The 23,934-nt window shown below is 70.0% G+C and carries 16 protein-coding genes; 8 read left to right on the forward strand and 8 right to left on the reverse strand.

Features of this window, described 5'->3' with window-relative positions; all coding sequences use genetic code 11:
- Window positions 1–77: 77 nt before the first annotated feature.
- The 4 genes from CURTO8I2_RS09560 to CURTO8I2_RS09575 all read right to left on the reverse strand — a co-directional run bounded on the left by CURTO8I2_RS09560 (window position 78) and on the right by CURTO8I2_RS09575 (window position 6,160).
- Complete coding sequence (locus tag CURTO8I2_RS09560) at window positions 78–3,380, reverse strand: ankyrin repeat domain-containing protein (RefSeq protein WP_159680696.1); 3,303 nt, start codon at window positions 3,378–3,380, stop codon at window positions 78–80.
- Entirely contained in the window at window positions 3,373–3,645 is a 273-nt protein-coding gene (locus CURTO8I2_RS09565) for a YcgL domain-containing protein (RefSeq protein WP_159680698.1), read from the reverse strand. Before CURTO8I2_RS09565 ends, CURTO8I2_RS09560 begins: the two co-directional genes overlap by 8 nt.
- A gap of 98 nt (window positions 3,646–3,743) precedes the next feature.
- Complete coding sequence (cydB, locus tag CURTO8I2_RS09570) at window positions 3,744–4,763, reverse strand: cytochrome d ubiquinol oxidase subunit II (protein ID WP_159680700.1); 1,020 nt, start codon at window positions 4,761–4,763, stop codon at window positions 3,744–3,746.
- Entirely contained in the window at window positions 4,763–6,160 is a 1,398-nt protein-coding gene (locus CURTO8I2_RS09575; protein WP_159680702.1) for a cytochrome ubiquinol oxidase subunit I, read from the reverse strand. The genes cydB and CURTO8I2_RS09575 overlap by 1 nt, the downstream gene beginning before the upstream one ends.
- Window positions 6,161–6,325: 165 nt before the next feature.
- Between CURTO8I2_RS09575 and CURTO8I2_RS09580 the strand changes: the two genes are divergently transcribed.
- From CURTO8I2_RS09580 to CURTO8I2_RS09595, 4 genes are all read left to right on the forward strand, one after another.
- Entirely contained in the window at window positions 6,326–8,695 is a 2,370-nt protein-coding gene (locus tag CURTO8I2_RS09580; protein WP_159680704.1) for a S9 family peptidase, read from the forward strand.
- On the forward strand, window positions 8,692–9,168 hold the full coding sequence (locus CURTO8I2_RS09585; protein WP_159680706.1) for a PH domain-containing protein: 477 nt from the start codon (window positions 8,692–8,694) through the stop codon (window positions 9,166–9,168). The genes CURTO8I2_RS09580 and CURTO8I2_RS09585 overlap by 4 nt, the downstream gene beginning before the upstream one ends.
- Before the next feature lie 61 nt (window positions 9,169–9,229).
- Window positions 9,230–10,141 carry an oxygen-dependent coproporphyrinogen oxidase gene (gene hemF, locus CURTO8I2_RS09590; protein WP_159680708.1) on the forward strand — a complete coding sequence of 304 codons (912 nt, stop codon included), beginning with the start codon at window positions 9,230–9,232 and terminating at the stop codon, window positions 10,139–10,141.
- Between the two features lie 4 nt (window positions 10,142–10,145).
- On the forward strand, window positions 10,146–10,826 hold the full coding sequence (locus tag CURTO8I2_RS09595; RefSeq protein ID WP_236551053.1) for an RluA family pseudouridine synthase: 681 nt from the start codon (window positions 10,146–10,148) through the stop codon (window positions 10,824–10,826).
- A 358-nt stretch (window positions 10,827–11,184) separates the two neighbouring features.
- Here CURTO8I2_RS09595 and polA read toward each other — a convergent pair whose 3' ends face one another.
- Entirely contained in the window at window positions 11,185–13,917 is a 2,733-nt protein-coding gene (gene polA / locus CURTO8I2_RS09600) for a DNA polymerase I (protein ID WP_159680710.1), read from the reverse strand.
- 106 nt (window positions 13,918–14,023) lie between these two features.
- Here polA and CURTO8I2_RS09605 point away from each other — a divergent pair, with 106 nt between their 5' ends.
- Window positions 14,024–14,320, forward strand: a complete 297-nt coding sequence (locus CURTO8I2_RS09605; protein ID WP_159680712.1) for a DUF2782 domain-containing protein — start codon at window positions 14,024–14,026, stop codon at window positions 14,318–14,320.
- 4 nt (window positions 14,321–14,324) lie between these two features.
- The gene (locus tag CURTO8I2_RS09610; RefSeq protein ID WP_159680714.1) at window positions 14,325–15,368 is read left to right on the forward strand and encodes an oxidoreductase; all 1,044 of its coding nucleotides are present in this window, start codon (window positions 14,325–14,327) and stop codon (window positions 15,366–15,368) included.
- Window positions 15,369–15,441: 73 nt separating this feature from the next.
- Here the strand turns inward: CURTO8I2_RS09610 and CURTO8I2_RS09615 are convergent, their stop codons facing one another.
- Window positions 15,442–17,517: a S46 family peptidase gene (locus tag CURTO8I2_RS09615; RefSeq protein ID WP_159680716.1), complete on the reverse strand. Its 2,076-nt coding sequence runs from the start codon at window positions 17,515–17,517 to the stop codon at window positions 15,442–15,444.
- A gap of 184 nt (window positions 17,518–17,701) precedes the next feature.
- Here CURTO8I2_RS09615 and CURTO8I2_RS09620 point away from each other — a divergent pair, with 184 nt between their 5' ends.
- Together CURTO8I2_RS09620 and CURTO8I2_RS09625 are read left to right on the forward strand one after the other, a co-directional pair.
- Window positions 17,702–17,947, forward strand: a complete 246-nt coding sequence (locus CURTO8I2_RS09620) for a hypothetical protein (RefSeq protein WP_159680718.1) — start codon at window positions 17,702–17,704, stop codon at window positions 17,945–17,947.
- A gap of 95 nt (window positions 17,948–18,042) precedes the next feature.
- Window positions 18,043–18,222, forward strand: a complete 180-nt coding sequence (locus tag CURTO8I2_RS09625; RefSeq protein WP_159680720.1) for a hypothetical protein — start codon at window positions 18,043–18,045, stop codon at window positions 18,220–18,222.
- Between the two features lie 30 nt (window positions 18,223–18,252).
- Here CURTO8I2_RS09625 and uvrD read toward each other — a convergent pair whose 3' ends face one another.
- Together uvrD and CURTO8I2_RS09635 are read right to left on the reverse strand one after the other, a co-directional pair.
- Window positions 18,253–20,430 carry a DNA helicase II gene (gene uvrD, locus CURTO8I2_RS09630; RefSeq protein WP_159680722.1) on the reverse strand — a complete coding sequence of 726 codons (2,178 nt, stop codon included), beginning with the start codon at window positions 20,428–20,430 and terminating at the stop codon, window positions 18,253–18,255.
- Window positions 20,431–20,472: 42 nt separating this feature from the next.
- Entirely contained in the window at window positions 20,473–23,883 is a 3,411-nt protein-coding gene (locus CURTO8I2_RS09635; RefSeq protein WP_159680724.1) for an EAL domain-containing protein, read from the reverse strand.
- Window positions 23,884–23,934: the final 51 nt, after the last annotated feature.

Consider the following 23,934-nt stretch of genomic DNA (forward strand, 5'->3'; position numbering starts at 1 on the left):
ACGGGTCCATCCTTGAGTGAGGACCCGACGGTACGCCCGGACCCCGGCCCGGACAAGCCGGGGTCAACCCTGTGCGGTCAGCGCTGCTCGCGCAGGAACCGCGCCATCGATACGCCATCCCCGCTCTGGGGCGGCGCGAACTCGGCGGCGACGTCGATGAAACCGCGCATGATCGCGATCTCGCGCGGTGTGCGGTTGAGCGTATCGCGCAGGTCGGGATCGGCGCCGGCGCGCAGCAGGCGGCGGGCGAGCCGGAGCTGGCCGTGCAGGCCCGACAGGTGCAGCGGGCCGAAGCCGCGCTGGTCCTGCGCATCGAGCGATACGCCTTCGTCGAGCAGATGCTCCATGGCCGCCAGCGCCACGTCCTCGTCGCAGGGCGTGCCGGGTTCGGCGCGCGCCCCGAGCAGCAGCAGCAACGGCGTCACGCCGCCCGCCGCCGGGGCGTCGACCTCGGCACCTGCCAGCAACAGGGTGTCGAACAGCGCGAGCAGGCGCGGCCGATCGCGCGAGGTGAAGCCGTACAGCGCCGCGCAGTGCAGCGGGGTGAGCCCCTGCGCATCCGTCGCGTGGATGTCGGCGCCGGCGGTGAGCAGACGCGCGGCGAGATCCGGCAGGCCCAGCGCAGCGGCCAGCATCAGCACGCTGACTTCGCCCGGCAGGCGCTGGTCGAGCGAGACGTCCGCTGCCAGCAGGCGATCGACGACGTCCGCGTGGCGCATGCTGACCGCCGCCGACAGCGGCGTCGCACCGGACGCCGCGGCGCGTGCGGCGTCGGCCGCGCGTGCCAGCAGCAGATCGACGACCTCGCGATGTCCGCCGCCGGCGGCGCGGAGCAGCGCGGTGCAGCCCTGGGCGTCTACGGTGTCGACCGGAAACCCGAGATCCAGCAGGCGACGCACCGCCTGCGCATCGCCGGTGGTCGCGGCGGCCGGCAGATCGGCGGGTTCCAGCGCGCGGCGCGGCAACGTCCAGCCGCGCCAGTCGAGCCAGTCGGCGAGATCGCGGCGGCCGGCCGACAGCGCAACGCCCAGCGGTGTCTGGCCATCGGCCGCACAGGCCGCCGGCGATGCGCCGTGACGCACCAGGACTTTCAGCGCGCCCTCGCGGCCGAGCGCGGCGGCGAGATGCAAGGCGGTCATGCCGCGGGCGTCGCGGGCGTCGAGATCGACGCCGTGGCCGACCAGGCGCTCGATCAGCCGCAGCCAGCCCAACCGCACGGCGAGCGACAGCGGCGGGTCGCCGGCCGACGACGGCGCGAACGGATCGGCACCACGCGCCAGCAGATCGAGCGCGAAGGTTTCGAACGTGCGCGCGGCCTGGTCGTCATCGCTGCAGGCTGCGAGATAGCGCGCCAGCGTGCCGGCGCCGCCGGGCGAAGCGCCATGACGCAACAGCGTCTGCAGGATCGGCAGATGCTGCGGCGCCGACGCCAGCAGCGCGCACAGCGGCGGCGCGCCGGTGGCATCGGTCACCTCGACATCCGCGCCCTGCGCGAGCAGCCATTCGATGCGGTCCAGCGACGGCGGCGCCTCGGGATCGAGCAACAGGCCGCCGAGCTCGCGCGCACCCAGCAGCCGCAGCAGCGGGCCCTGCTCGTCGAACCGGCCTTCGCGCAGACTGGCGCGCAGCAGCAGCACCGGCGTGCGGTCGCTCGCAGTGACGCCGTCCTCGTCGTCGCCGATGCCCAGGTTCACCGGCAGCGGGTACTCGGGATCGAGCAGACGCACCAGCGTCCAGCGGCCGGTCTCGGCGGCGCGATCGACGGGTTTGCGGCCATCAGCATCGGCGACGTCCGCCGGCACGCCGAGTTCGAGCAGGCGCTGCAGCAATGCGGCCGAGGGCAGTTCGGCGCTGCAGGCCAGCATCACCGCGTTGCGCCCGGCGACGTCCACCGCGGCGACATCCGCGCCAGCTGCGAGCAGCGCTTCGAGCGCCGACAGACGGCCGCCACGCGCCGCTTCGAGCAAGGGCGTGCGGCCGTCGCTATCGCGGCCGCGCACGTCGGCACCGGCGCCCAGCAGCGCCGACAGGATGTCGTCGTGTCCCTGGAAGGCCGCGACATGCAGGGCGCTGCGGCGCTGTGCATCGCGCGCATCGACGCGCGCCTTGTGCTTGAGCAGCAACTGCACGCCGGCCGCATCGTCCTCGTCGCCGCCAGCCGCCGCCAGCAGCGCCGGCGTCCCGCCTTCGACCTCGGCGCGGGCGCCGCGTTCGAGCAGGAATTTCGCGAGCCGCCAGTTGCCGACCGCGCATGCCATGCCGAGCGGGGTCAGGCCGTCATGGTTGCGCGTTTCGAGCTCGGCGGCGGCATCGCGCAGCAGCGCGGCGACCCCGGGGTCGGAGCTGCGGGCCGCCAGATGGAGCGGCGTATTGCCTTCGTGGTCGGTGATCCGCGGATCGGCGCCGTTCGCCAGCAGGGTCATCACCGCGTCGGGCCGCCCGTGCCAGCTGTCGCGCGTCGCCGCGAGCAGCGGCGTCATGCCCGCATGCGCGGCGTTGACGTCGACGCCGCGTGCGATCAGTTCACGCAGCAGGCGCAGGTCCGGCAGCACCGCTGCCAGGACGGGCAGGCTGCGCTGGTCACGGTCGTCGCCCGCAGGCAGCACGCGCACATCGGCGCCGGCTTCGATGAGAGCCAGGGCCCGGTCGACGCGGCCGGCCCGGGCAGCGGCGTACAGCGCGACATCGGGCGCCGCATCCATCGGCTCCATCGACAGCGCCACGGCGGGGTCGCCTGCCATTTCGACGATCTGGATCGGCATCGGCGCCGGCGGTGCGATGCGCTGCAGCACCGCGTGCAGGCCGAGCGACGCGAGCACGGTAAGGATCGCCACGCCTACGCGCGGGCCGATGCCACCGGCCGGCAACCAGGCCGGCACCAGCACGAGAGCGACGATCGCCGCCACGCACACCGCCGCACCGACCCCGCGCCAGTTGCCGGTCTCGCGTTCCGACAGCGCGCGCCAGTGCGCGCGCAGATCGCCGCCGTCGCGCTCGAGCCCGTGCCACAACGGCCAGGTGCGCCAGAACCCGATGACCGCAAGCCCGACCGCGACACTCAGCGCGAGCGCCGCACCCAGTTCGCCGCCCTGACGCAACGCGGACAGGGGCCAGGCCACCAGCGCCGCGGTCGCGAGCGTGGCGCCACCCCAGGCACCGGCCAGCGACAGCAGATCGGTCCGCAGGGCGAGGCCGCCCGGCACCGTGCGCGTCCGCCACGACCGGATGACCTGCGCGAACGCGGGCTGCGCAAGCGCGCCGGCCACCGCGGCGAGCGGCCCACCGACGAGCGTCAGCGCCGCCAGCGCGAGGCCGGCCAGCAGGACGGGAAGCAGGGATCGGGCGAACGCGGCCGACGGCCGCTGCGCGGACTCAGGCATCGGTGCCCCAGTCCTCCGTCAGCGGATCGTGGACCAGGCGCGGCGGCATCTGCAGGTGGAACTTCTGCGTGCGCAAGCGCTCGCGCACGATCGCGGCGTCCTCGCGCTCGAGCCTGCGCTCGGGCGTCAGGGCCACGTCCAGCACGAACGTCAGCTCGCCCAGCTGTGCGCGCACCGCGTCGGGCAGGACGTCGAACGCATCGCGCTCGGCGAGGTACACATAAGTGTCCGCCTTGCGCTGGCTTTTGTAGACGTAGGCGTGCATGGCCGAAGAACCGCGGAAACACGCTCGATTGTGCGGCAAAAGGCCGGGCTTGGGTATCGCGACACCGGGCGGATCGGCCTTGCGCGTCGACGTCGCGTTCAGTGATAGCCGGCGTCGGCGGCCACCTTGCCGCGGAAGACGCGATACGACCACGCCGTGTAGCCCAGGATCAGCGGAAGCAGCACGATCAGCCCGACCAGCACGAAGCCCTGCGACGACGGCGGCGACGCCGCCTCCCAGATGCTCAATGACGGCGGCACGATGTTCGGCCACATCCCCAGCACCAGGCCGACGAAACCGAGACCGAAGAAACTGAGCGTCAGCAGGAACGGGCGCGCGTCGCGGCCCTCGCGCAGCGCCGCGCGGAACAGCCAGATCGCGTTGACCAGTGCCAGCACCGGCACCGGCGACAGCCACCAGAAATTCGCGCCCTCGAACCAGCGCGCCATGATCTGCGAGTCGAGGAAGGGCAGCCACACGCTGACCAGGCCCATGCACACGGCCACCACCAGCACCAGTGGACGGGTCGCCTTGCGCGCCAGCTGCTGCAGCCGGCCTTCGGTCTTGAGGATCAGCCAGCCGCTGCCGAGCAGCGCGTAGCCGGCCACCACCGCCGCGCCGGTCAGCATCGCGAACGGGCTGAACCAGTCCAGCGCGCCACCGGCGTACTTGCCCTCCTCCAGCGCCATGCCCTCGACCAGCGCCCCGAGGATCACGCCCTGCGCGAACGCCGCCAGCAGCGAGCCGAGCGCGAACGCCACGCCCCAGAAGCGCTTGCCGCGCCGGGCCTTGAAGCGGAACTCGAACGCGACGCCGCGGAACACCAGCGCGATCAGCATCAACAGCACCGGCAGGTAGAGCGCCGACAGCACGATCGCATAGGCGCGCGGAAACGCCGCCAGCAGGCCGGCACCGCCGAGCACCAGCCAGGTCTCGTTGCCGTCCCAGATCGGCGCGGCGGTGGTCATCATGTGGTCGAGCTGCTCGCCGTCCTCGGCGAACGGCGCCAGCACGCCCAGCCCCAGCACGAAGCCATCCAGCAGCACGTACATCAGCACGCCGAAGCCGATCACGCCGAACCAGATCACCGGCAGCACGGTCTGCAGATCGAGATCCATCAGTCGTCTCCCACCGGGCCGTCGGCCGCCGAAATCGGTCGCATCGGCGTGCGTTCGCCATCGTCGTGATCCGGACCATCGTCGATGGGCTGCGGGCCCTTGCGTATCATCTTGAGGATGTAGCCGCCGCCGGCGCCGAACACCACCGCATAGGCGATGACGAAGGCGGTCAGCGAGATGATCACGCTGGTGCGGTCGATGTCGCTGACCGCGTCCGCGGTGCGCAGCAGGCCCTGGATCGCCCACGGCTGACGCCCGAGCTCGACGACGAACCAGCCGGCCAGCACCGCGATGAACCCGCTCGGCGCCATCAGCCGCCACGCATCGAGCAGCCACCGCGATTCGAACAGCCAGCGCCGGCGCCACGCCCACAGCGAGACGGCCGTGAGCAGCAGCATCGCCATGCCGATGCCGACCATGACCCGGAACGCGTAGAACACCGGCGCGACCGGCGGTCGCTCGTCGCGCGGCACCGCGGTCAGCGGCGCGATGGTGCCGTCCCAGCTGTGGGTCAGGATCACGCTGCCGAGCCGCGGAATCGCGATCTCGTAATCGTTGCGTTCCGCATCCACGTTCGGCACCGCGAACAGCACCAGCGGCACGCCTTCGCCGGGCTCGCTTTCGTGCCAGTGCGCTTCCATCGCCGCCAGCTTGACCGGCTGCATCTCGCCGGTCTTCAGGCCGTGCAGGTCGCCGAAGAATATCTGGAGCGGCACGGTGATCGCCGCGAACGCGACCGCGAGCTTGAGCATCCGCGTCGCCGCATCGACATGTTCCCCACGGCGCAGATACCACGCCGCCACGCCGCCGATGACAAAGCACGTGGTGATGAACGCCGCCAGCACCATGTGCCCCAGTCGGTACGGGAACGACGGGTTGAAAATGATCGCCATCCAGTCGGCGGGATGGAACACGCCGTCGATCAATTCATAGCCCGCCGGCGTGTGCAGCCAGCTGTTGGCCGAGAGGATCCAGAAGGTCGAGATCAACGTGCCCACTGCGACCAGGCACGTCGAGAGGAAATGCAGCTTCTCCGACACCCGCCCCCAGCCGAACAGCATCACGCCGAGGAAGCTCGCCTCCAGGAAGAACGCGGTCAGCACTTCGTAACTGAGCAGCGGTCCGAGGATGTTGCCGGCGGCGATGCTCAGCGCCGACCAGTTGGTGCCGAACTGGAAACTCATGACGATGCCCGACACCACGCCCATGCCGAACGACACGGCGAAGATCCGCATCCAGAAGAAATACAGCTCGCGCCACACCGGATCGCGCGTGCGCAGCCAGCGGAACTCGAGGAAGGCGAGCCAGCTCGACAAACCGATCGTGAACGCGGGAAACAGCACATGGAAGGAGATCACGAATCCGAACTGGATCCGCGACAACAGCAGGGCGTCCAAGCGGAGCTCCAGTGGGCGGCGCTGGTGGATTCTGACCGCGGCGACGTGAAAGCACGATGCGGCGTGATGCCGCACGTCACGGCGCCGACCATGACCTTCGCCAGAGCAGCCCGGACGACCCGGCCCGTTACACTTCGGCCTCCTTGTCCGTGATGGAACCGTCGAATGCGTCGACTGCCGTTGAGCTGGGTGCTCGCCTGTGCCCTCGTGTCTCCCGCCGTTCTGGCACAGCCGGCGCAGCCGCTGACGATGGAGCGGATCATGGCCGATCCGGACTGGATCGGCGCGCCGGTCGAAGGCGCGTGGTGGCGCTGGGACGGCCAGGCGGCGTACTACACGCGCAAGCGCGAAGGCAGCAGCGTCCGCGAGACCTGGCAGCAGCCCCTGGCCGGCGGTGCATCTGCCCGCGTCGAAGATGGCGCGCGCGCCGATCTCGATGCGCAGAACCCGATCACCGACGCCACCGGCACGCGCATGGCGTTCCTGCGCAATGGCGATCTGTTCGTTCGCGATCTGCGCACCGGCGCGCTGACCCAGGTCACGCGTACCGAAGCCCAGGAAGCGCAGCCGCAGTGGTCGACAACCGGCGGCCTGGTCTGGCGCGCCGGCAACGACTGGTTCGGCTGGGACGCGCAGCGCGGCACCACGCAGCTCGCAAGCCTCAAGGCCGAGGACGATCCGGCCAAGCCGCCGAAGGACGACGACCTGCGCGACCGCCAGCTGCGCATGATCGAAACCCTGCGCGTCGAGCGCGACCGTCGCGACGGCCTGCGCACCCAGAACGAAGCCTGGCGCCGCAGCGATGCCACGCGCGCGCCCGGCCCGGTGTTCCTGGGCAAGGACGTCACCATCGCCGGCAGTGCGCTGTCGCCGGCCGGTGATCGTCTGATCGTCGTCACCACCGCCAAGAGCGGCGACGAAGGGCGCGAGGGCAAGATGCCGCGCTACGTCACCGAATCGGGCTACGAGGAATTCGAGGACGTGCGCACGCGCGTCGGCCGCAACGACCCGCTGCCGCACACGCTGTGGCTGGTGGACGTGGCCAGCGGCCAGGCGCGTGAGCTGAAGACCGATGCCCTGCCCGGCATCGGCACCGACCCGCTGGCCGACCTGCGCCGCGCCGCCGGCAAGGACGCCCTCAAGGGCAACCGCCCCGTGCGTCTGGAACTCGACGGTCGCGGCGGTGGCGGCGGTGCGATCCGCTGGAGCGACGACGGTCGCAGCGTCGCGCTGTCGATCCATTCGGTCGACAACAAGGACCGCTGGCTCGCCACCGTCGATCTGGCCGGCGCGACGCTGCACAGCCGCGACCGCCTGACCGACGCCGCGTGGATCAACTGGGACTTCAACGAATTCGGCTGGCTGCCCGACAACCGCACGCTGTGGTTCCTGTCGGAGACCTCCGGCTATTCGCATCTGTATCTCAACGACGGCGGCCGCTCGCGCGCGCTGACCACGGGCCGGTGGGAAGTCTCCTCGCCGGTGATGTCGCGCGACGGCAGCCGCTTCTTCTTCCTGTGCAACCAACAGTGGCCGGGCCGGTACGAGGTCTGCAGCGCCAGTGGCGGCACCGTCAGCGAGCTCACGAAGACCGGCGGCATCGAGGATTTCGCGCTGTCGCCCGACGAGACCCGCCTGCTGCTGCGCACCTCCGCCAGCTACACGCCGCCGCAGCTCGCGGTGGCCGACGTCGCCGGCGGCGACGTGCGCGTGCTCACCGACACGCGCACCGCCGAGTTCAAGGCGCACGACTGGCTGCAGCCCGAATACGTGCAGATTCCGTCCAAGCACGGCGCCGGCACGGTCTGGGGCAAGTTCTACGCGCCCGAGACCTACGAGCCGGGCCGCAAGTATCCGGTCGTGCTGTTCGTGCACGGCGCCGGCTACCTGCAGAACGTCAGCGACCGCTATCCGAACTACTTCCGCGAGCAGATGTTCCACAACCTGCTGGTGCAGCAGGGCTACATCGTGCTGGATCTCGACTTCCGCGCATCCGCCGGCTACGGCCGCGACTGGCGCACCGCGATCTACCGGCAGATGGGCCATCCGGAACTCGAGGACTACCTCGACGGCATCGACTGGCTGGTCGACAACCACCAGGCCGATCGCGACCGCGTCGGCATTTACGGCGGCAGCTACGGCGGCTTCATGACCTTTATGGCGCTGTTCCGCGAGCCCGGCGTGTTCAAGGCCGGCGCCGCGCTGCGCCCGGTCACCGACTGGTCGCAGTACAACCACGCCTACACTGCGAACATCCTCAACACGCCGGACATCGACCCCGAGGCGTACCTGAAGTCCTCGCCGATGGAGTACGCCGACCGTCTGCAGGACAACCTGCTGATCGCGCACGGCATGATCGACGACAACGTGTTCTACAAGGACTCGGTGATGATGTCCCAGCGCCTGATCGAGCTGCGCAAGGACAAGTGGGAACTGGCCAGCTACCCGCTCGAACGCCACGCCTACCAGCACCCGGCCTCGTGGTACGACCAGTACCGCCGCATCTACGAACTCTTCGAGCGCACGCTGAAATGACCGCGCCCGGCCCGTTGCCGGCGGTCGAGCTGCTGCGGCCGTCGCCGTGGAAGATGCTCGCGCTGCTGGCGATTTCGGCCGGGTTCGTGTGGATGGCGCTCGTCATCGGCGAGCGCCATCTGCTGATCGCGTGGCTGTGCGGTGGGTTCTTCGGGCTGTGCACGCTGGTCGCGCTGGTGTCGCTGCTGCCCGGCGCGAACCATCTGCGGCTCGATGCCGACGGCATCGAGTTGCGCTCGCTGTTCCGGGTCACCCGCTGGGGCTGGCGCGATGTCGTGCGCTTCGGTCCCACGCGCGTGGGACTGCACACGATGGTCGGGATCGATTTCGCCGACCACGTGGACGCCGCGGCGCGCCTGCGCCGCGTCAACCGGGGCCTGACCGGCTTCGACGGGGCCCTGCCCGACACCTACGGACACCGGGCGGCCGCACTCGCCGCCAAGCTGGAACGCTGGCGCCACGCGCACGCCTGACGCCGTCGCGGCATTGACCCGGATCAATGCCGCCACACGGGCGCCGCCTACAATGCGGGCCATGAACGATTTCGACACCGTCCGCGACTATCTGACCGGCCTGCAGGACCGGATCTGCCATGCGATCGAAGGCGCGGACGGCCGCGCCCGTTTCGTCGAAGACCGGTGGCAACGCCCCGAAGGCGGCGGCGGACGCACCCGCGTGCTGCGCGACGGCGCGGTGTTCGAGCAGGCCGGCATCGGCTTCTCCGATGTCTCCGGCACGGCGCTGCCGCCGTCGGCCAGCGCCAACCGGCCCGAACTCGCAGGCGCCTCGTGGCGCGCCTGCGGCGTGTCGCTGGTGTTCCATCCGCACAATCCGCATCTGCCGACCACGCACGCCAACGTGCGCCACTTCCGCGCCGTGCGCGACGGCGAAACCGTGGCCTGGTGGTTCGGCGGCGGTTTCGATCTGACCCCGTTCTACCCGGTCGACGAAGACGTGCTGCACTGGCACCGCACCGCGCGCGATCTGTGCGAACCCTTCGGCGGGCAGGCGCGCTATGAGGCGCACAAAAAGTGGTGCGACGACTACTTCTTCCTCAAGCATCGCAACGAGACGCGCGGCGTCGGCGGCCTGTTCTTCGACGATCTGCACGGCGATTTCGACCGCGACTTCGCCTACATGCGCGCGGTTGGCGACGGTTTTCTCGATGCCTACCTGCCGATCGTCGAACGTCGCAAGCACGCGCCGCATGGTGAGGCCGAGCGCGAATTCCAGCTGTATCGCCGCGGGCGCTACGTCGAGTTCAACCTGGTCTACGACCGCGGCACGCTGTTCGGCCTGCAGTCGGGCGGCCGCGCCGAGTCGATCCTGATGAGCCTGCCGCCGCGCGTGCGCTGGGAGTACGGCTTCCAGCCCGGCGCGGGCAGCGACGAGGCCCGCCTGGCCGACTACCTGCGTCCGCGCGACTGGCTCGCCGAGCTGGCCTGAGTCTGTGCGCGCGTCCGACGACGCCACCGGAGCGGACATCGCGCCGCAGGCCCTGCAGGTGCTGCATGCCGACGATCACCTGCTGGCCTTCGACAAGCCCAGCGGGCTGCTGTCCGTGCCCGGCCGCGGCGCGGACAAGCAGGACTGCCTCGCGAGCCGTGTCCAGGCGCGATGGCCCGATGCGCGCGTGGTGCACCGGCTCGACCAGGCGACCTCCGGCGTCATCCTGCTGGCCCGGGGCCTCGAGATGCAGCGCAGGCTCAACGCCTGCTTCGCCGACCGCAGGATCGACAAGCGCTACATCGCGCTTGTCGACGGCTGGCCCAGTGCCGATGCCGGCACGGTGGACCTGCCGCTGCAGGCCGACTGGCCGAACCGGCCGAAACAGCACGTCGATCATGCCGGCGGCAAGCCCGCCTTGACCGGTTGGCAGGTGCTGTCCCGCGGGCAATCCGGGGACGGCAGGCCATATGCCCGACTGGCGCTGGTCCCCGAGACCGGGCGCACGCACCAGTTGCGCGTGCATCTGCAGGCGATCGGCCATCCGATCCTCGGCGATGCCCTGTACGCGCCGCCTCGCGTCGCGGCCTGCGCGCCGCGCCTGCTGCTGCATGCCGAAACCCTTGCATTCGATCACCCCGCGACCGGTACACGGCTCGAGATCGCAGCCGCCGCCCCGTTCTGAGGCAGCTGCTTCCGACAGGCTGGATCCCGACGCAGCACGCGCCACCGGCGCGCCTGCAACCCATACATACGGCGGCTGCAAATCGCGGACATAAAAAAGCCCCGCAGGCAGGGGGGGCCTACGGGGCTCGGGGAACCGGGCGCGGGGAGACGCCTGATGGTTCCGGTCGATCACTCCAGGGGAAGGAAGCGATCTGGCGACAGACCTTGCATCTGTCGAGGGACATAAGACCATTCCGCGGATGGATGAATCGTGAAGATTATGGTTAATTTTCTGTTGGATTCAGGCCGCATTTACTCGTGTCCGCCGCAGATGCCGGCACCGCCAAATGCGGCACATTTCCCGCTGCGAACCGGTATCAATGCGCCTCGTCCCAGTTGTCGCCGATGCCGCTGTCGACCACCAGCGGAACGCGCAATGCACCTGCCCCGGTCATCCGGGTCACGACTTCCGCCAGCAGCGTGTCGACGAAATCCAGGTCCGCTTCGAACACCAGTTCGTCGTGCACCTGCAGGATCATCTTCGCCCGGTCCGCATGCGCGGCGATCCAGTCGTCGATCGTGATCATCGCCCGCTTGATGATGTCGGCCGCGGTGCCCTGCATCGGGGCGTTGATCGCGGCGCGCTCGGCGCCGGCGCGCTGCGCGGGATTGCCCTTCTGGATGAAGTCCAGCGTGAGCCTGCGCCCGAACACGGTTTCGACGTAGCCGGTCTCGCGCGCCTGCAGCCGGGTGCGGTCCATGAAGTCGCGCACGCCCGGATACCGCGAGAAGTACAGCGCGATGTAGTCCTGCGCCTCGCCACGGCCGATGCCGAGATTCCGGGCCAGGCCGAACGCGCTCATGCCGTACATCAGGCCGAAGTTGATCGCCTTCGCCGCGCGGCGCTCGTTGCCGGTCACCTCTTCCAGCGGACGGCCGAACACCTCGGCCGCGGTCGCGCGGTGGATGTCGACACCGGATTCGAAGGCGCGCACCAGGCCCGGGTCCTCGGACAGGTGGGCCATGATCCGCAGCTCGATCTGCGAGTAGTCGCAGGCGATCAGCTTGCGGCCCGGCGGCGCGACGAACGCGCGGCGGATGCGACGGCCATCGTCGGTGCGGATCGGAATGTTCTGCAGGTTCGGATCGCTCGATGACAGCCGGCCCGTCGCCGCGCCTGCCTGGTGGTAGCTGGTGTGCACCCGGCCGGTGTCGGGGTTGATCATCTCCGGCAGCTTGTCGGTATAGGTGCTGCGCAGCTTCGCGAGACCGCGGTACTCGAGAATCACCCGCGGCAGCTCGTGCTGGTCGGCGATCGCCTCCAGCGCCTCCTCGTTGGTGCTTGGCTGGCCCTTGGGCGTCTTCACCACGGCCGGCAGCTTCAGCTCGTCGAACAGCAATGCCCCCAGCTGTTTCGGCGAATCGAGATTGAAGGTGCGGCCGGCGAGTTCGGTCGCCTTCTGCTGCGCGGCGAGCATGCGCTTGGACAGGTCCGCGCTCTGCCGGCGCAGTTCGTCGGCATCGACGCGTACGCCATTGGCTTCGATGCGCGCGAGCACCGGCACCAGCGGCATCTCGATATCAGCGTAGACGCGCGCGAGGCCCGCATCGGCCTCGATCCGCGGCTTCATGACCCTGTGGAGCCGCAGGGTGATATCGGCATCTTCGGCGGCGTACTTCGACGCATCGTCGATGGCGACCTGCGAGAACGAGATCTGCTTGACACCCTTGCCGGCCACGTCCTCGAACTTGATCGTGTCCATCCCCAGATGCCGCTTGGCCAGCGAGTCGAGATCGTGCCGGGCGATGCCCGCGTCGAGCACGAAGCTTTCCAGCAGCGTGTCGTCCGCATACCCGCGCACGTCGACGCCGTGCCGGCGCAATACATGGATGTCGTACTTGCCGTGCTGGCCGAGCTTGCGCTTCGCCGGGTCTTCCAGCACGCCGCGCAGCGCATCGAGCACCCGCGCGCGATCGAGCTGCGCCGGTGCGCCGGGATAGTCGTGGCCGACGGGGATGTACGCGGCGCGGCCGGGCTCGATCGCGAAGCTCAGGCCGACCAGGCCCGAACGCATCGCATCCAGCGCATCGGTTTCGGTATCGAACGCGAACTCATCGGCAGCCTGCAGACGCGCGACCCAGTCATCGAGCTGTTCGCGCGTCATCACCGTCTCGTACTCGCCCGGCACCGACAGCGCGGGATCGAGCGTCGACGGTGGCGCGGGCATCGCAGCCGCGGCTGCAGACGCCGCGCCCGTGTCGCCGGCCGCGTCGAGATCCTTCAGCGCCTGGCCGAAGCCATAGCGCGCGTAAAGGACTCGCAGGGCGTCGACAGCGCGCGGCCGCAGGATCAGCGTCTCCGGCCCGCCGTCGAGCGCGACATCGGTCTTGATCGTCGCGAGATCGCGGCTCAGCGGCAGCTGGTGCAGCGCCTCACGCAGGTTCTCGCCGATCTTGCCCTTAATGTTGCCCGCATTCGCGATCACGCCGTCGAGCGATTCGTACTCGGTGAGCCACTTCGCCGCGGTCTTGGGCCCGCACTTCGGCACACCCGGAATGTTGTCGATGCTGTCGCCCATCAGCGCGAGCAGGTCGACGATCTGGTCGGCGCGGACGCCGAACTTCTCGCGCACGGTGTCGTCGCTGTCCATGCGGCTGCCGCTCATCGTGTTGACCAGGGTCACGCGCGGACGCACCAGCTGGGCGAAATCCTTGTCACCGGTGGAGATCGTCACCTCGATACCGGCGTCGGCCGCCTGCAGCGCCAGCGTGCCGATGACATCGTCTGCCTCGACGCCGGAAACGCGCAGGATCGGAAAGCCCAGGGCCTCGACGATCGTGCACATCGGCTCGACCTGCGCCCGCAGCTCGTCGGGCATCGGCGGGCGATTGGCCTTGTACTGGTCGTAGAGATCGTCGCGGAAGGTCCTGCCGGGCGCATCGACGACGAACGCCGCGAAGTCCGGCGCTTCCTTCAGCGTCGCGCGCAGCATGTTGACGATGCCGAACAGCGCGCCGGTGGGTTCACCGTCGGCATTGGCCAGCGGCGGCAGCGCGTGGAACGCGCGATACAGGTACGAAGACCCGTCGATCAGGATGAGGCGTTTCATGGCGTCGATTCTACCGCCGCGCCCCACGCAGCCCGTGAGACGCGTCACCCCGGCGCGATCCCCGGCCACGCATACTGGCCGTCCTTGGTCCGCGCCGGAGTTCCCCATGCACAGGTTCCGCACCGCCCTGCTCGCCACCGCCCTGCTGGGCCTGTCCGCCTGCGCGACTACCGGCGGCACGGGTATGCCGGACGGCGTTCCCGCCGATGCCGAGCAGGTGACACGCACCGAGTCCAACGGCGACCAGATCACCGAGTACCGCATCGGTGGCCAGCTGCGCGCCGTGCAGGTGGTGCCGTCGCGCGGCCCGGCGTATTTCCTGTACGACCGCAACGGCGACGGCAGCATCGACGGCGACCGCGACGACGTGCCGCAGACCTATTTCAAGCTGTTCGGCTGGTAAGTCCATGGGCGAGGCGCTGCAGGTCGCGCTGGTCGGCTACGGCCTCGCAGGCCGCGTCTTCCATGCGCCGCTGATCGAAGCGACGCCGGGGCTGGCGCTGCACACGGTGGTGTCCAGCGATGCCGGCAAGGTCCATGCAGACCTGCCCGGTGCGCGCGTGCTGGCCGACCCACAGGCAGCATTCGAAGATCCGGCGATCGATCTCGTCGTCATCGCATCGCCCAACGTCACCCACGCGCCGCTGGCGATCGCGGCGTTGCAGGCAGGCCGCCATGTGGTCGTCGACAAGCCGTTCGCGATCGATCTGGCTGAGGCCCGGCGCGTCGCCGCGGCAGCGCAGGCGAGCGATCGGCTGCTGGCGGTTTTCCACAACCGCCGATGGGACGCCGACTTCCTCGCGCTGCGCGCGCTGATCGACGCCGGGACGCTCGGCGACATCGCCGAGGTGCATTCGCACTTCGACCGGTTCCGCCCCGCCGTGCCCGACCGCTGGCGCGAACGCGCGGGTCCCGGCGCTGGGCTGTGGCTGGATCTCGGCCCGCATCTGGTCGATCAGGCGCTGCAGCTGTTCGGCATGCCGGACGCGGTGCAGGCCGATATCGCGATCCAGCGCACCGGCGCCGAGGTCGACGATTTCTTCCATGTCGTGCTGCGCTACCCGCGACTGCGGTTCGTGCTGCATGCCGGCGCACTGGTCCCCGATGCCGGCTTGCGGTTCGCCGTGCACGGCACCGGCGGCAGCTGGCGCAAGCGCGGGATGGATCCGCAGGAAGCGGCATTGCGCGCAGGCGCGGCGCCGGGTGGGCCGGACTGGGGCGTCGATCCCGCGCCCGGACAGCTGCTGCGCGTGGACGCCGACGGCACGCTGCACGACGCGCCGTCACCGACGCCTGCCGGCGATTACCGCGCCTTCTATGCGGGCATCCGCGCTGCGATCGGCGACGGTGCGCCGCCGCCGGTCACGATCGACGAAGCGCTCGACGTGATGCGCGTGCTGCAGGCCGGCATAGACAGCGCCGCGGACGGACGCGTCGTCGCACTGAGTTGACTGCGGACGGCGCAGATGCAAACGGCGCCCCGAAACCGGGACGCCGTCCGTGTGCCGCTTCCGCACGTCGTGCCTACTTCTGCAGCAGCTCGCCTACCAGCGCATCTGCGCCGTAGACCGACTTCAGCGATTCGATGATCGCCGCGCTGTGCACCGACACCGTGCGGTTGAGCTTCGGGTCGTACCAGAAGTTGCCGCCCAGCGAGTGGATGTTGCCGTCGAACGCGAGGCCGATGACCTGCGCATCGCGGTTGATCACCGGGCTGCCGGAATTGCCGCCGATGATGTCGTTGGTGCTGACGAAATTGAAGCGCGTGTCCTGTGCGATACGGCCCTGCGCATCCAGCCAGCGCTTCGGCAATGCGTACGGCTCGGCGCCGGTATTGCGCGCGAACACGCCACCCATCGTCGTGAACGGCTCGATCGCCTTGCCGTTCTCCTCCCAGCCGGCGACATCGCCGTAGGACAGGCGCAGGGTGAACGTCGCATCCGGATACACCGTGGTGCCCAGCTTGTCGAAGCGCACCTTGGCGATCTGCGTGGCGGCGCGCGATTCGATCGACGCGACTTCCGATTCCTGCCGCTGACGCACCGCACGTGCCGACGCATCGACGGCGCGGGCCAGACGGATGAAGGGATCGTCGGACGCATCCACCGCCGCGGCACCGCCGTTCCACAGACGCTCGCGTTCGGCGACGTCGGCGAGCGTCGAGCCTTCGACGAGTGCCTTGGCGAGCTGCGCCGGCGACTGCGTGCCGAGGATGGACTTCACCAGCGGATCGTCGGTGCCCAGCAGTTCGCGGAACTTGGTAAGCGACCAGGTCAGCTTGGCGATCTCGAACTCCGGATACACCGGCGCCGAGCTCAGCAGCGTCTGGCGCAGACGGCCCTGGCCGGCCTCCTGGTATTCGGGCAGGCGCGCATCGTTGGGCTTCGCGCGCTCCGCGCCGCCACGCACCAGGGTGCGGGCGATGCCGAACAGGCGCGAGTCGAAGCCGCGGCCCTGCTCGAGCAGCATGTAGGGCACGGCGAGCTGACGCGCCGTGACCTGGGCCGCTTCCACCGCGTTCCAGGGCGCCGCGTCCACGCCGTCGCGCAGACGCGCTTCCTCGGCACGCTTGCCGGCGAACACCTGCGGGTCCAGCAGCGCCTGCAGCTGGCCGCGCACCACCTTGTAGCTGTTGTCGGTGAACGTGAGATCCGACTGCGCCTGGCGCGTGGCCTCGTCGCCGGTGCGGCCGTACTGGCCTAGCATCGCACGCCGTTCGGCCAGCCACAGCAGGGTGTTGATCAGGCTGACGTCCCGCACGGTTTCCAGCTGGGCGACGGTGAGCTGGCGCTGGGTGCGACCCGGATGGCCGGTGACCATGACCAGCTCGCCGGCGTCCGCGCCCTTGGGCTCGAGCGTGAAGTGGTGTTCGACGTTCGCCGGTTTGCCGTCCTCGTAGGCGCGCAGCAAGGCGGCGTCGAGGTTGTAGCGCGGGAAGTTGAAATTGTCGGGGTCGCCGCCGAAGAAGCCGACCGAATATTCGGGCGTGAACACCAGGCGCACGTCGGAATAGCGGTGATAGCGGTAGAGGTGCTGCTGGCCGCCGTTGTAGAGCTCGACGACGTCGCAGCGTGTCTTCGCCTCGTCGTCGCCGACGCATTCCGATTCGATGCGGCTCTTCTCGGCATTGCGCGCCTCCACGTAGGCCTGGCCCTGCTTGCCTTCGGCGGCGCTGGCGAGACGAGTGCTGACGTCGGTGATCTCGCGCAACACGTTGAGTTCCTCGGCCGGGCACTGCAGCTCCTCGCCGCGCGCATCGGCGACGAAGCCGTCGTTCTGCAGGTCGCGCTGCGGCGAGGACAGCCCCTGCACGCAGCCGACCACGCAGTGCGCGTTGGTCAGCACCAGCCCGTCGGGCGAGACGAACGACCCCGAACAGCCGCCGGCGAGGCGCACCGACGACTGCATCGCGTGATCGACCCAGGCCTGATCGGGCGCGAACCGGTACTGCGACTGCAGGGCGGCCTTGGGCAGGTTGTCGAGCGTCCACATGCCTTCGGCGGCGCATGCGGCAGACCCCAGTGACAGGGCGAACAGGCCGCCGATGGACGCGGCGAGCCGCGCGCGGGACGGAACGGGCAAGGACGTGGCGGACGCCATGGAATCTCCAGTCGAGGCGGCCGCAGCGCGGCCGGAGGCCGCCCAGCGTACGCGCCCGCGAGGCGGCCGGCGTGGCCGGAAGGTCATGGTCCGCGGTCCCGGTTTGGTCTGCCCGACGCATTCACGTACGATCTGCGCGCACGCGACACGAGGAAGGACGGTCGCCAGTCCGCCGAGGAGCCCGATGCATCCCACCGACCGCCGCAAGCCCGACCATCCGGACGCCGCTGCCCTGCGTGCCGGACTCACGCCCGCCCAGGCCCGCGCGATCGCCACCCTCGAGCAGTTCGGCTGGACCCTGCGATTCGTCCGCCGGCCCCTGTTCCGCGATCCGGTGCCGGTATTGTTCGAAAAGGCCGGCAGCCGCTGGATCGTGGTCGACGGCGATGGCGGCCTCGACGAGAACCCGGGATTCGAGATCCGCGACTGACGCGTCCGACCTGCGGTGGGCGGTTCAGCTGAATGCGGATGATCCTCACAGCCCGCCGGCTAGCATCCGGCCGTCTTTTCCGACCGGAGCTGCCGATGTCTTCGTTCTCCATCTACCTCGTGGGCATGTTCGTCCTCATCGGTGGGCTCGCCTACGGCGCCCACCTCGCCGGCCTCGCGCCGCAGTGGATCGCGGTCGGCGTGATCGTGCTGCTGGGCCTGGGCATCGTGAAGGCGGTCTCGCGTACCCGGCGCCCGGATCCGCCGTCGGCCTGACCCCGCGCCGCCGATGCGCGGCCGGCCTCCTCAGGCCGGCTGCAGATTGGCGTAGGCCAGCACCAGCCACTTGCTGCCGGCATCGTCGAAGTTGACCTGCACGCGCGCGTGCGCGCCATCGCCTTCGATGTCGGTCACGGTACCGGTGCCGAATTTCACGTGGCTCACGTTCTGTCCCAGCCGCACGCCGACCGAGGGCGCGAGGCTCGCGTGGCCGAGGTCACGCTGGCGCTGCGGGAACGCGGCACGCGCGGCCTGCGCCTTCGGGCGGACCTCGTGCAGCAGCGCCGGCGGAATCTCGCGCAGGAAGCGCGACGGCACCCCGAACATGTCCTGTCCGTGCAGGCGCCGCGCTTCGGCATAGGTCAGCACCAGCTTCTGCCGCGCGCGGGTGATGCCCACATAGGCCAGCCGGCGCTCCTCCTCGAGCCGCCCGCTCTCTTCGGCGGTGCGCGCGCTCGGGAACAGCCCTTCCTCCAGACCGACCAGGAACACCAGCGGGAACTCCAGACCCTTGGCGCTGTGCAGCGTCATCAGCTGCACGCCGTCCTCGCCGGCCTGGGCCTGGCTCTCGCCGGCTTCCAGCGAGGCGTAGGCGAGGAAGGCGACCATCTCGCTGAGCTGTGCGCTTTCCTCGTCGTCGCCGCGCACGAAGCGCGAGGCCACCGACACCAGTTCGTCGAGATTCTCGACGCGCGAATCCGCGCTGCCCTTCGATTCGTTGGCGTAATGCACGCGCAGGTTCGAGCGCGCCAGCACGTGGTCGATCTTGTCCTTGAGCGACAGCTCGGCCAGCTCGACGGACAACTGGTCGATCAGCTGCGCAAAGCCGGCCAGCGCATTGCGCGCACGCCCCGCGAGCACATTGCCGTGCGCGCTGCGGATCGCCGCCTCCCACAATGGAATGCCCTGCGCGCGCGCCTGCTGGCGCACTTCATCGAGCGTGCGCTCGCCGATGCCGCGCGGCGGCGTGTTGACCGCACGTTCGAACGCCGCATCGTCGTCGCGGTTGGCGACCAGACGCAGATAGGCCAGCGTGTCCTTGATCTCGGCGCGTTCGAAGAAGCGCACGCCGCCGTAGACGCGATACGGCACCTGCTCGGCGACGAGCTGTTCTTCCATCGCGCGCGACTGCGCATTGCTGCGATAGAGGATCGCGATGTCGCCGTGCGAGCCGCCATCTCGAACCCACTGCAGCGCGCGCTCGACGACGTAGCGCGCTTCGTCGATCTCGTTGTAGGCGGAATACAGATCGATCGGATCGCCCTCGCCGCTGTCGGTCCACAGCTGCTTGCCGAGGCGTTCGGGGTTGTGCGCGATCACCGCGTTGGCGGCGCCGAGGATGTTGGCACTCGAGCGGTAATTCTGTTCGAGGCGGATGGTCTCCGCGCCCGGATAGTCGCGCAGGAAGCGCTGCACGTTCTCGACCTGCGCGCCACGCCAGCCGTAGATCGCCTGGTCGTCATCGCCGACGATGAACACCTTGCCGGTGTCGCCGGCCAGCACACGCACGAAGGCGTACTGGATCGCGTTGGTGTCCTGGAATTCGTCGACCAGCAGGTGGCCGAAGCGCTGGCGGTAATGCGCGAGCAGCGCCGGCGTGTCGCGCAGCAGTTCGTGCGCGCGCAGCAGGATCTCGGCGAAGTCGACCAGCCCCGCGCGGTCGCAACGCTCCTGGTAGAGCGCATAGGCCTTGCGCATGACGTCCGACCACTCGTCGGCGCCGTCCTGGATGTGCTGCGGACGACGCCCCTCGTCCTTCTGGGCGTTGATCCACCAGGCGATCTGCCGCGGCGGAAACCGCGCATCGTCGAGTTCGAGCTGCTGGACCACACGCTTGACCAGGCGCAGCTGGTCGTCGCTGTCGAGGATCTGGAAGCTCTCGGGCAGCTTCGCGTCCTGCCAGTGCAGACGCAGCAGCCGGTGCGCGAGGCCGTGGAAGGTGCCGATCCACATGCCGCGCGCGCCACTGCGCAGCTGCGCATCGACGCGGTGGCGCATCTCGGCGGCGGCCTTGTTGGTGAAGGTGACGGCGAAGATGCCGTGCGCGGGCACGCCGACGACCTCGTTCAGCCATGCGATCCGGTGGGTGAGCACGCGGGTCTTGCCGCTGCCGGCGCCGGCCAGCACGAGGTAGTGGGCATCGGGCGCGGAAACCGCCTGGCGCTGTGCGGCGTTGAGGCCGTCGATCAGGTGTGACACATCCATCGCGGCATTCTACGCGGTCGCCGTCGCCGCTCCTGCGACGGATCAGGCCGCGCCCGGCCCCTCCAGCCACGCCAGCACGTCCTCGAACGGCGCCGGCCGCGCGAACAGGTACCCCTGCAGTTCCTCGCAGCCGTGCGTGGCCAGCCAGTGCCACTGCTGCTCCGTCTCCACGCCCTCGGCCGTGGTGCACAGGCCCAGGCGCTGGGCCATGCGGATGATCGCGTCGCAGATCGCCTCGTCGTCGGGATCGCGGCCGAGATCCTGCACGAAGGAGCGGTCCAGCTTCACCCGGTGCAGCGGCAGGCGCTTGAGATACGCGAGGCTGGAATAGCCGGTGCCGAAGTCGTCGATCGCGATGCAGACCCCGGCGTCGCGCAGCCTGGCCATGTCGCGGATCACGTGGTCGGGACTCGCCATGACCACGCTTTCGGTCAGCTCGAGCTCGAGGATGCCGTCCGGCAGCTGGAACGCCTGCAGTACCGACAGCACGTCGTCGACCAGTCCCTGCTGGAACTGCGCGGCCGAGACGTTGACCGCGAGCCGCAGGTGTCCCCAGCCGTGCGCGGCGAGGATCTGGTGATGGCGCGCGGCTTCGCGCAGCACCCAGCGCCCGATCGGCACGATCAGTCCGCTGTCTTCGCAGATCCCGATGAACGCGTCCGGCGCCAGCAGGCCCCGCTCGGGATGGCGCCAGCGCAACAGCGCTTCCATGCCCACCGGTCGACGCTGCTGGTCGAACTGCAGCTGGAAGACGAGTGCGAACTGGTCGGCCTGCAACGCGTCGCGCAGCTGCGACACCAGGGCCAGGCGCTGGGTGGCCTGCAGGCCGAATTCCTCGCGGTAGGCCACGACGCAGTTCCGGCCCTGTTGCTTGGCCTGGTACATGGCCTGGTCCGCGTGGCGCAGCAACAGGGCGGGATCGTCGCCGTCCTCCGGGTGACGGCAGTAGCCGATGCTGGGGGTGATCTGCAGCGACGCGGCGCCGATCTCCATCGGCTGCGACAGTGCCGCGAAGACGCCTTCGGTCGCGCGCGCGATCGCGTCGCGGTCGGCGGCGTGCATCACGATCACGAACTCGTCGCCGCCGAACCGGCCGACGGTGTCGCCCGGCCGCACTGCACCGAGCAGGCGCCGGCCGACGGTCCGCAGGACCTCGTCGCCGCTGGCGTGGCCGAGGCTGTCGTTGATCAGCTTGAAGTCGTCGAGATCGACGAAGACCAGCCCGACGCAGCCGTCGGCCGCATCCGCGCGGGAAACGGCGTCCGCGAGCCGCTCCATCACCAGCTCGCGGTTGGGCAGGCCGGTGAGTTCGTCGTGGGTGGCGCGGTGCGCGAGCGCTTCCTCCGCGCGGCGGCGTTCGGTGATGTTGTTGAGGATGCCGACGAAGTGCGTGAGCTCACCCTCCTGGTCGCGGACGGGCGCCATGCGCAGTTCGTTCCAGAACGGCGTGCCGTCGCGCCGGTAGTTGCGGAGTTGCACGCGGACCTCGCGGGCCTGCGTGATCGCGTCGCGGATCGCCACGCGAGCGGGCTGGTCGCGTTCCTCGCCCTGCAGGAACCGGCAGTTGCGGCCGACGGTCTCGTCGGCCGCGTAGCCGGTGATACGCGAGAACGCGGGATTGACGTAGACGACCGGCTGGTCGGGCGCGCGCGCGTCCGCGATCAGGATGCCGTTTTCGGTCGCCTCCACCGCGCGCCGCAACAGCCGCAGGTCCGCCTCGTCACGCCGGCGGCGGGTGACGTCGAGCATGCCGCCGACCGCGCGCACCGCCACGCCGTCCGCATCGCGGAGAATCATGCCGCGGTCCTCGACCCAGGCGTAGTCGCCCTCGGCACGCCGCAGCCGGTACTGCGCACGCCATTCCGTGGCACCGTCCGCCACCGCGGCGTCGAGCTCGCCCGCCACGCGCGCCTCGTCGTCGGGATGCAGCAGCGCCGACCACTGGTCGATCGTCGCCGCATGCACGCGCCAGTCCCAGCCGTACTGCGTGGTGAAGCCCTCGTTCCACCACAGGCTGCCGGTGGTCAGGTCCCAGTCCCAGATCGCGTCGCTGGTGGCGCGCGCCACCATCTGGAAACGCGCTTCGGTGCGGGCGCGCTCGGCCTCCGCGCGTTCGCCGTCGCTGATGTCCACGATCAGGACCAGGCGTGCCGGACGCCCGAGGAAATACAGGCTGCTCGCGTACATCATCGCGGCGAACGTGCTGCCGTCGCGGCGCCGGTGACGGAAGCGGCGCCCCACGTGCGGCGCGGGCGCGCGGGCGATCTCGCCGCGGATCCCGTCGCCGTCCATGCCGACGGCGATCGCGTCGGCGGCCAGCTGGAGAAACGCCTCGCGGGTGTATCCGTATTCGGCGATGGCCGCATCGTTGACGGCGAGCACGCGCAGCGAATCGCGGTCGTAGACGAACGCGGGCAACGGGTGCAGTTCGTAGAGGTACTGGTACTGCGCCTCGGCATCGCGCATGCGCGCGGTCAGGTCGGTGATCGTGCCTTCGGAGCGCGCGATGTCGGCGCTCAGGGCCTGTTCCCGGCGCCCGCCGACCACCAGCATCCGCACGCCGAAGAGCCAAGCCAGGAGGAGGAGGAATGCACCGGTCGCCAGCGCGGACACGAACGCCCACCAGCCGGCGAGCAGATCGTCGCGCCCGACCCCGACCGTGGCGATCAGGGGGTAGTGCGGAAGCGCGTGGAATCCGGTCAGGCGCCGCGTGCGGTCGAGATCGCTGCGTGCGTCCAGCAGCCCGGCGTCGGCGACGCGCAGGCCCTCGGTGAACAGCGCCGACTGCCCGATGTCCGTGCCCGCATAGCGGTCCAGCGCGTCGGCGCGGGTGATGACGCGTCCGTCGCGATGGACGAAGCTCGCCGTCCCGTTCCGGCCCAGGTCGAGTTCGCGCAGCAGCGCGTGCAGCGATTCCACCCGGAGGTGGCCGACCAGCCAGCGCGGCGGCGCATCCGGCGCGCCGGGCAGCGCGAGGGCGAGCGGCAGCACCCAGCCGTCGCGATCGGACGCCGGCTGCGGGCTGCCGGCCTGCAGCCGCACGCCGGCCTGCCCCGTGGCGGTGGCGAACGCCGGACGCGTATCCACGAGGGCGAGATCCTGCAGCTCCGCGTGCCGCGACAGCACCCCGCGGACGGCTTCGTCGGTGAGCGTCTCCGCGGCGTCCGGGGCGCGCTGCCGGATCGCGACCAGATCCGCGCCGATCCCGGTGAAGGCGCGCTCCAGGTTCGCCAGGCTCAGTTCCAGATTGCGGGCCAGGCCGGCGGACATCTCGCGCACGTAGCGCTCGCCCGCGTCCTGCCGCACGCGCAGGTCGTTCCAGGCGACCACCGCGGCCGCGGCGCAGACGCTGGCGACGAGCAGGCCGCCGACGAGCAGTGCGCGATTGCGTCGACGGCGCGCGCGCGCGCCAAACGACCGGTCCTGTCTGTCCTTCCTATGATCGCGCTGCATCACCGGCCCGACTCACCCCTGTCACGGCATCATCGATGCTGCCACAGATGG

It is taken from the genome of Luteimonas sp. 9C (genome assembly GCF_902506295.1).
GTDB lineage: Bacteria > Pseudomonadota > Gammaproteobacteria > Xanthomonadales > Xanthomonadaceae > Luteimonas.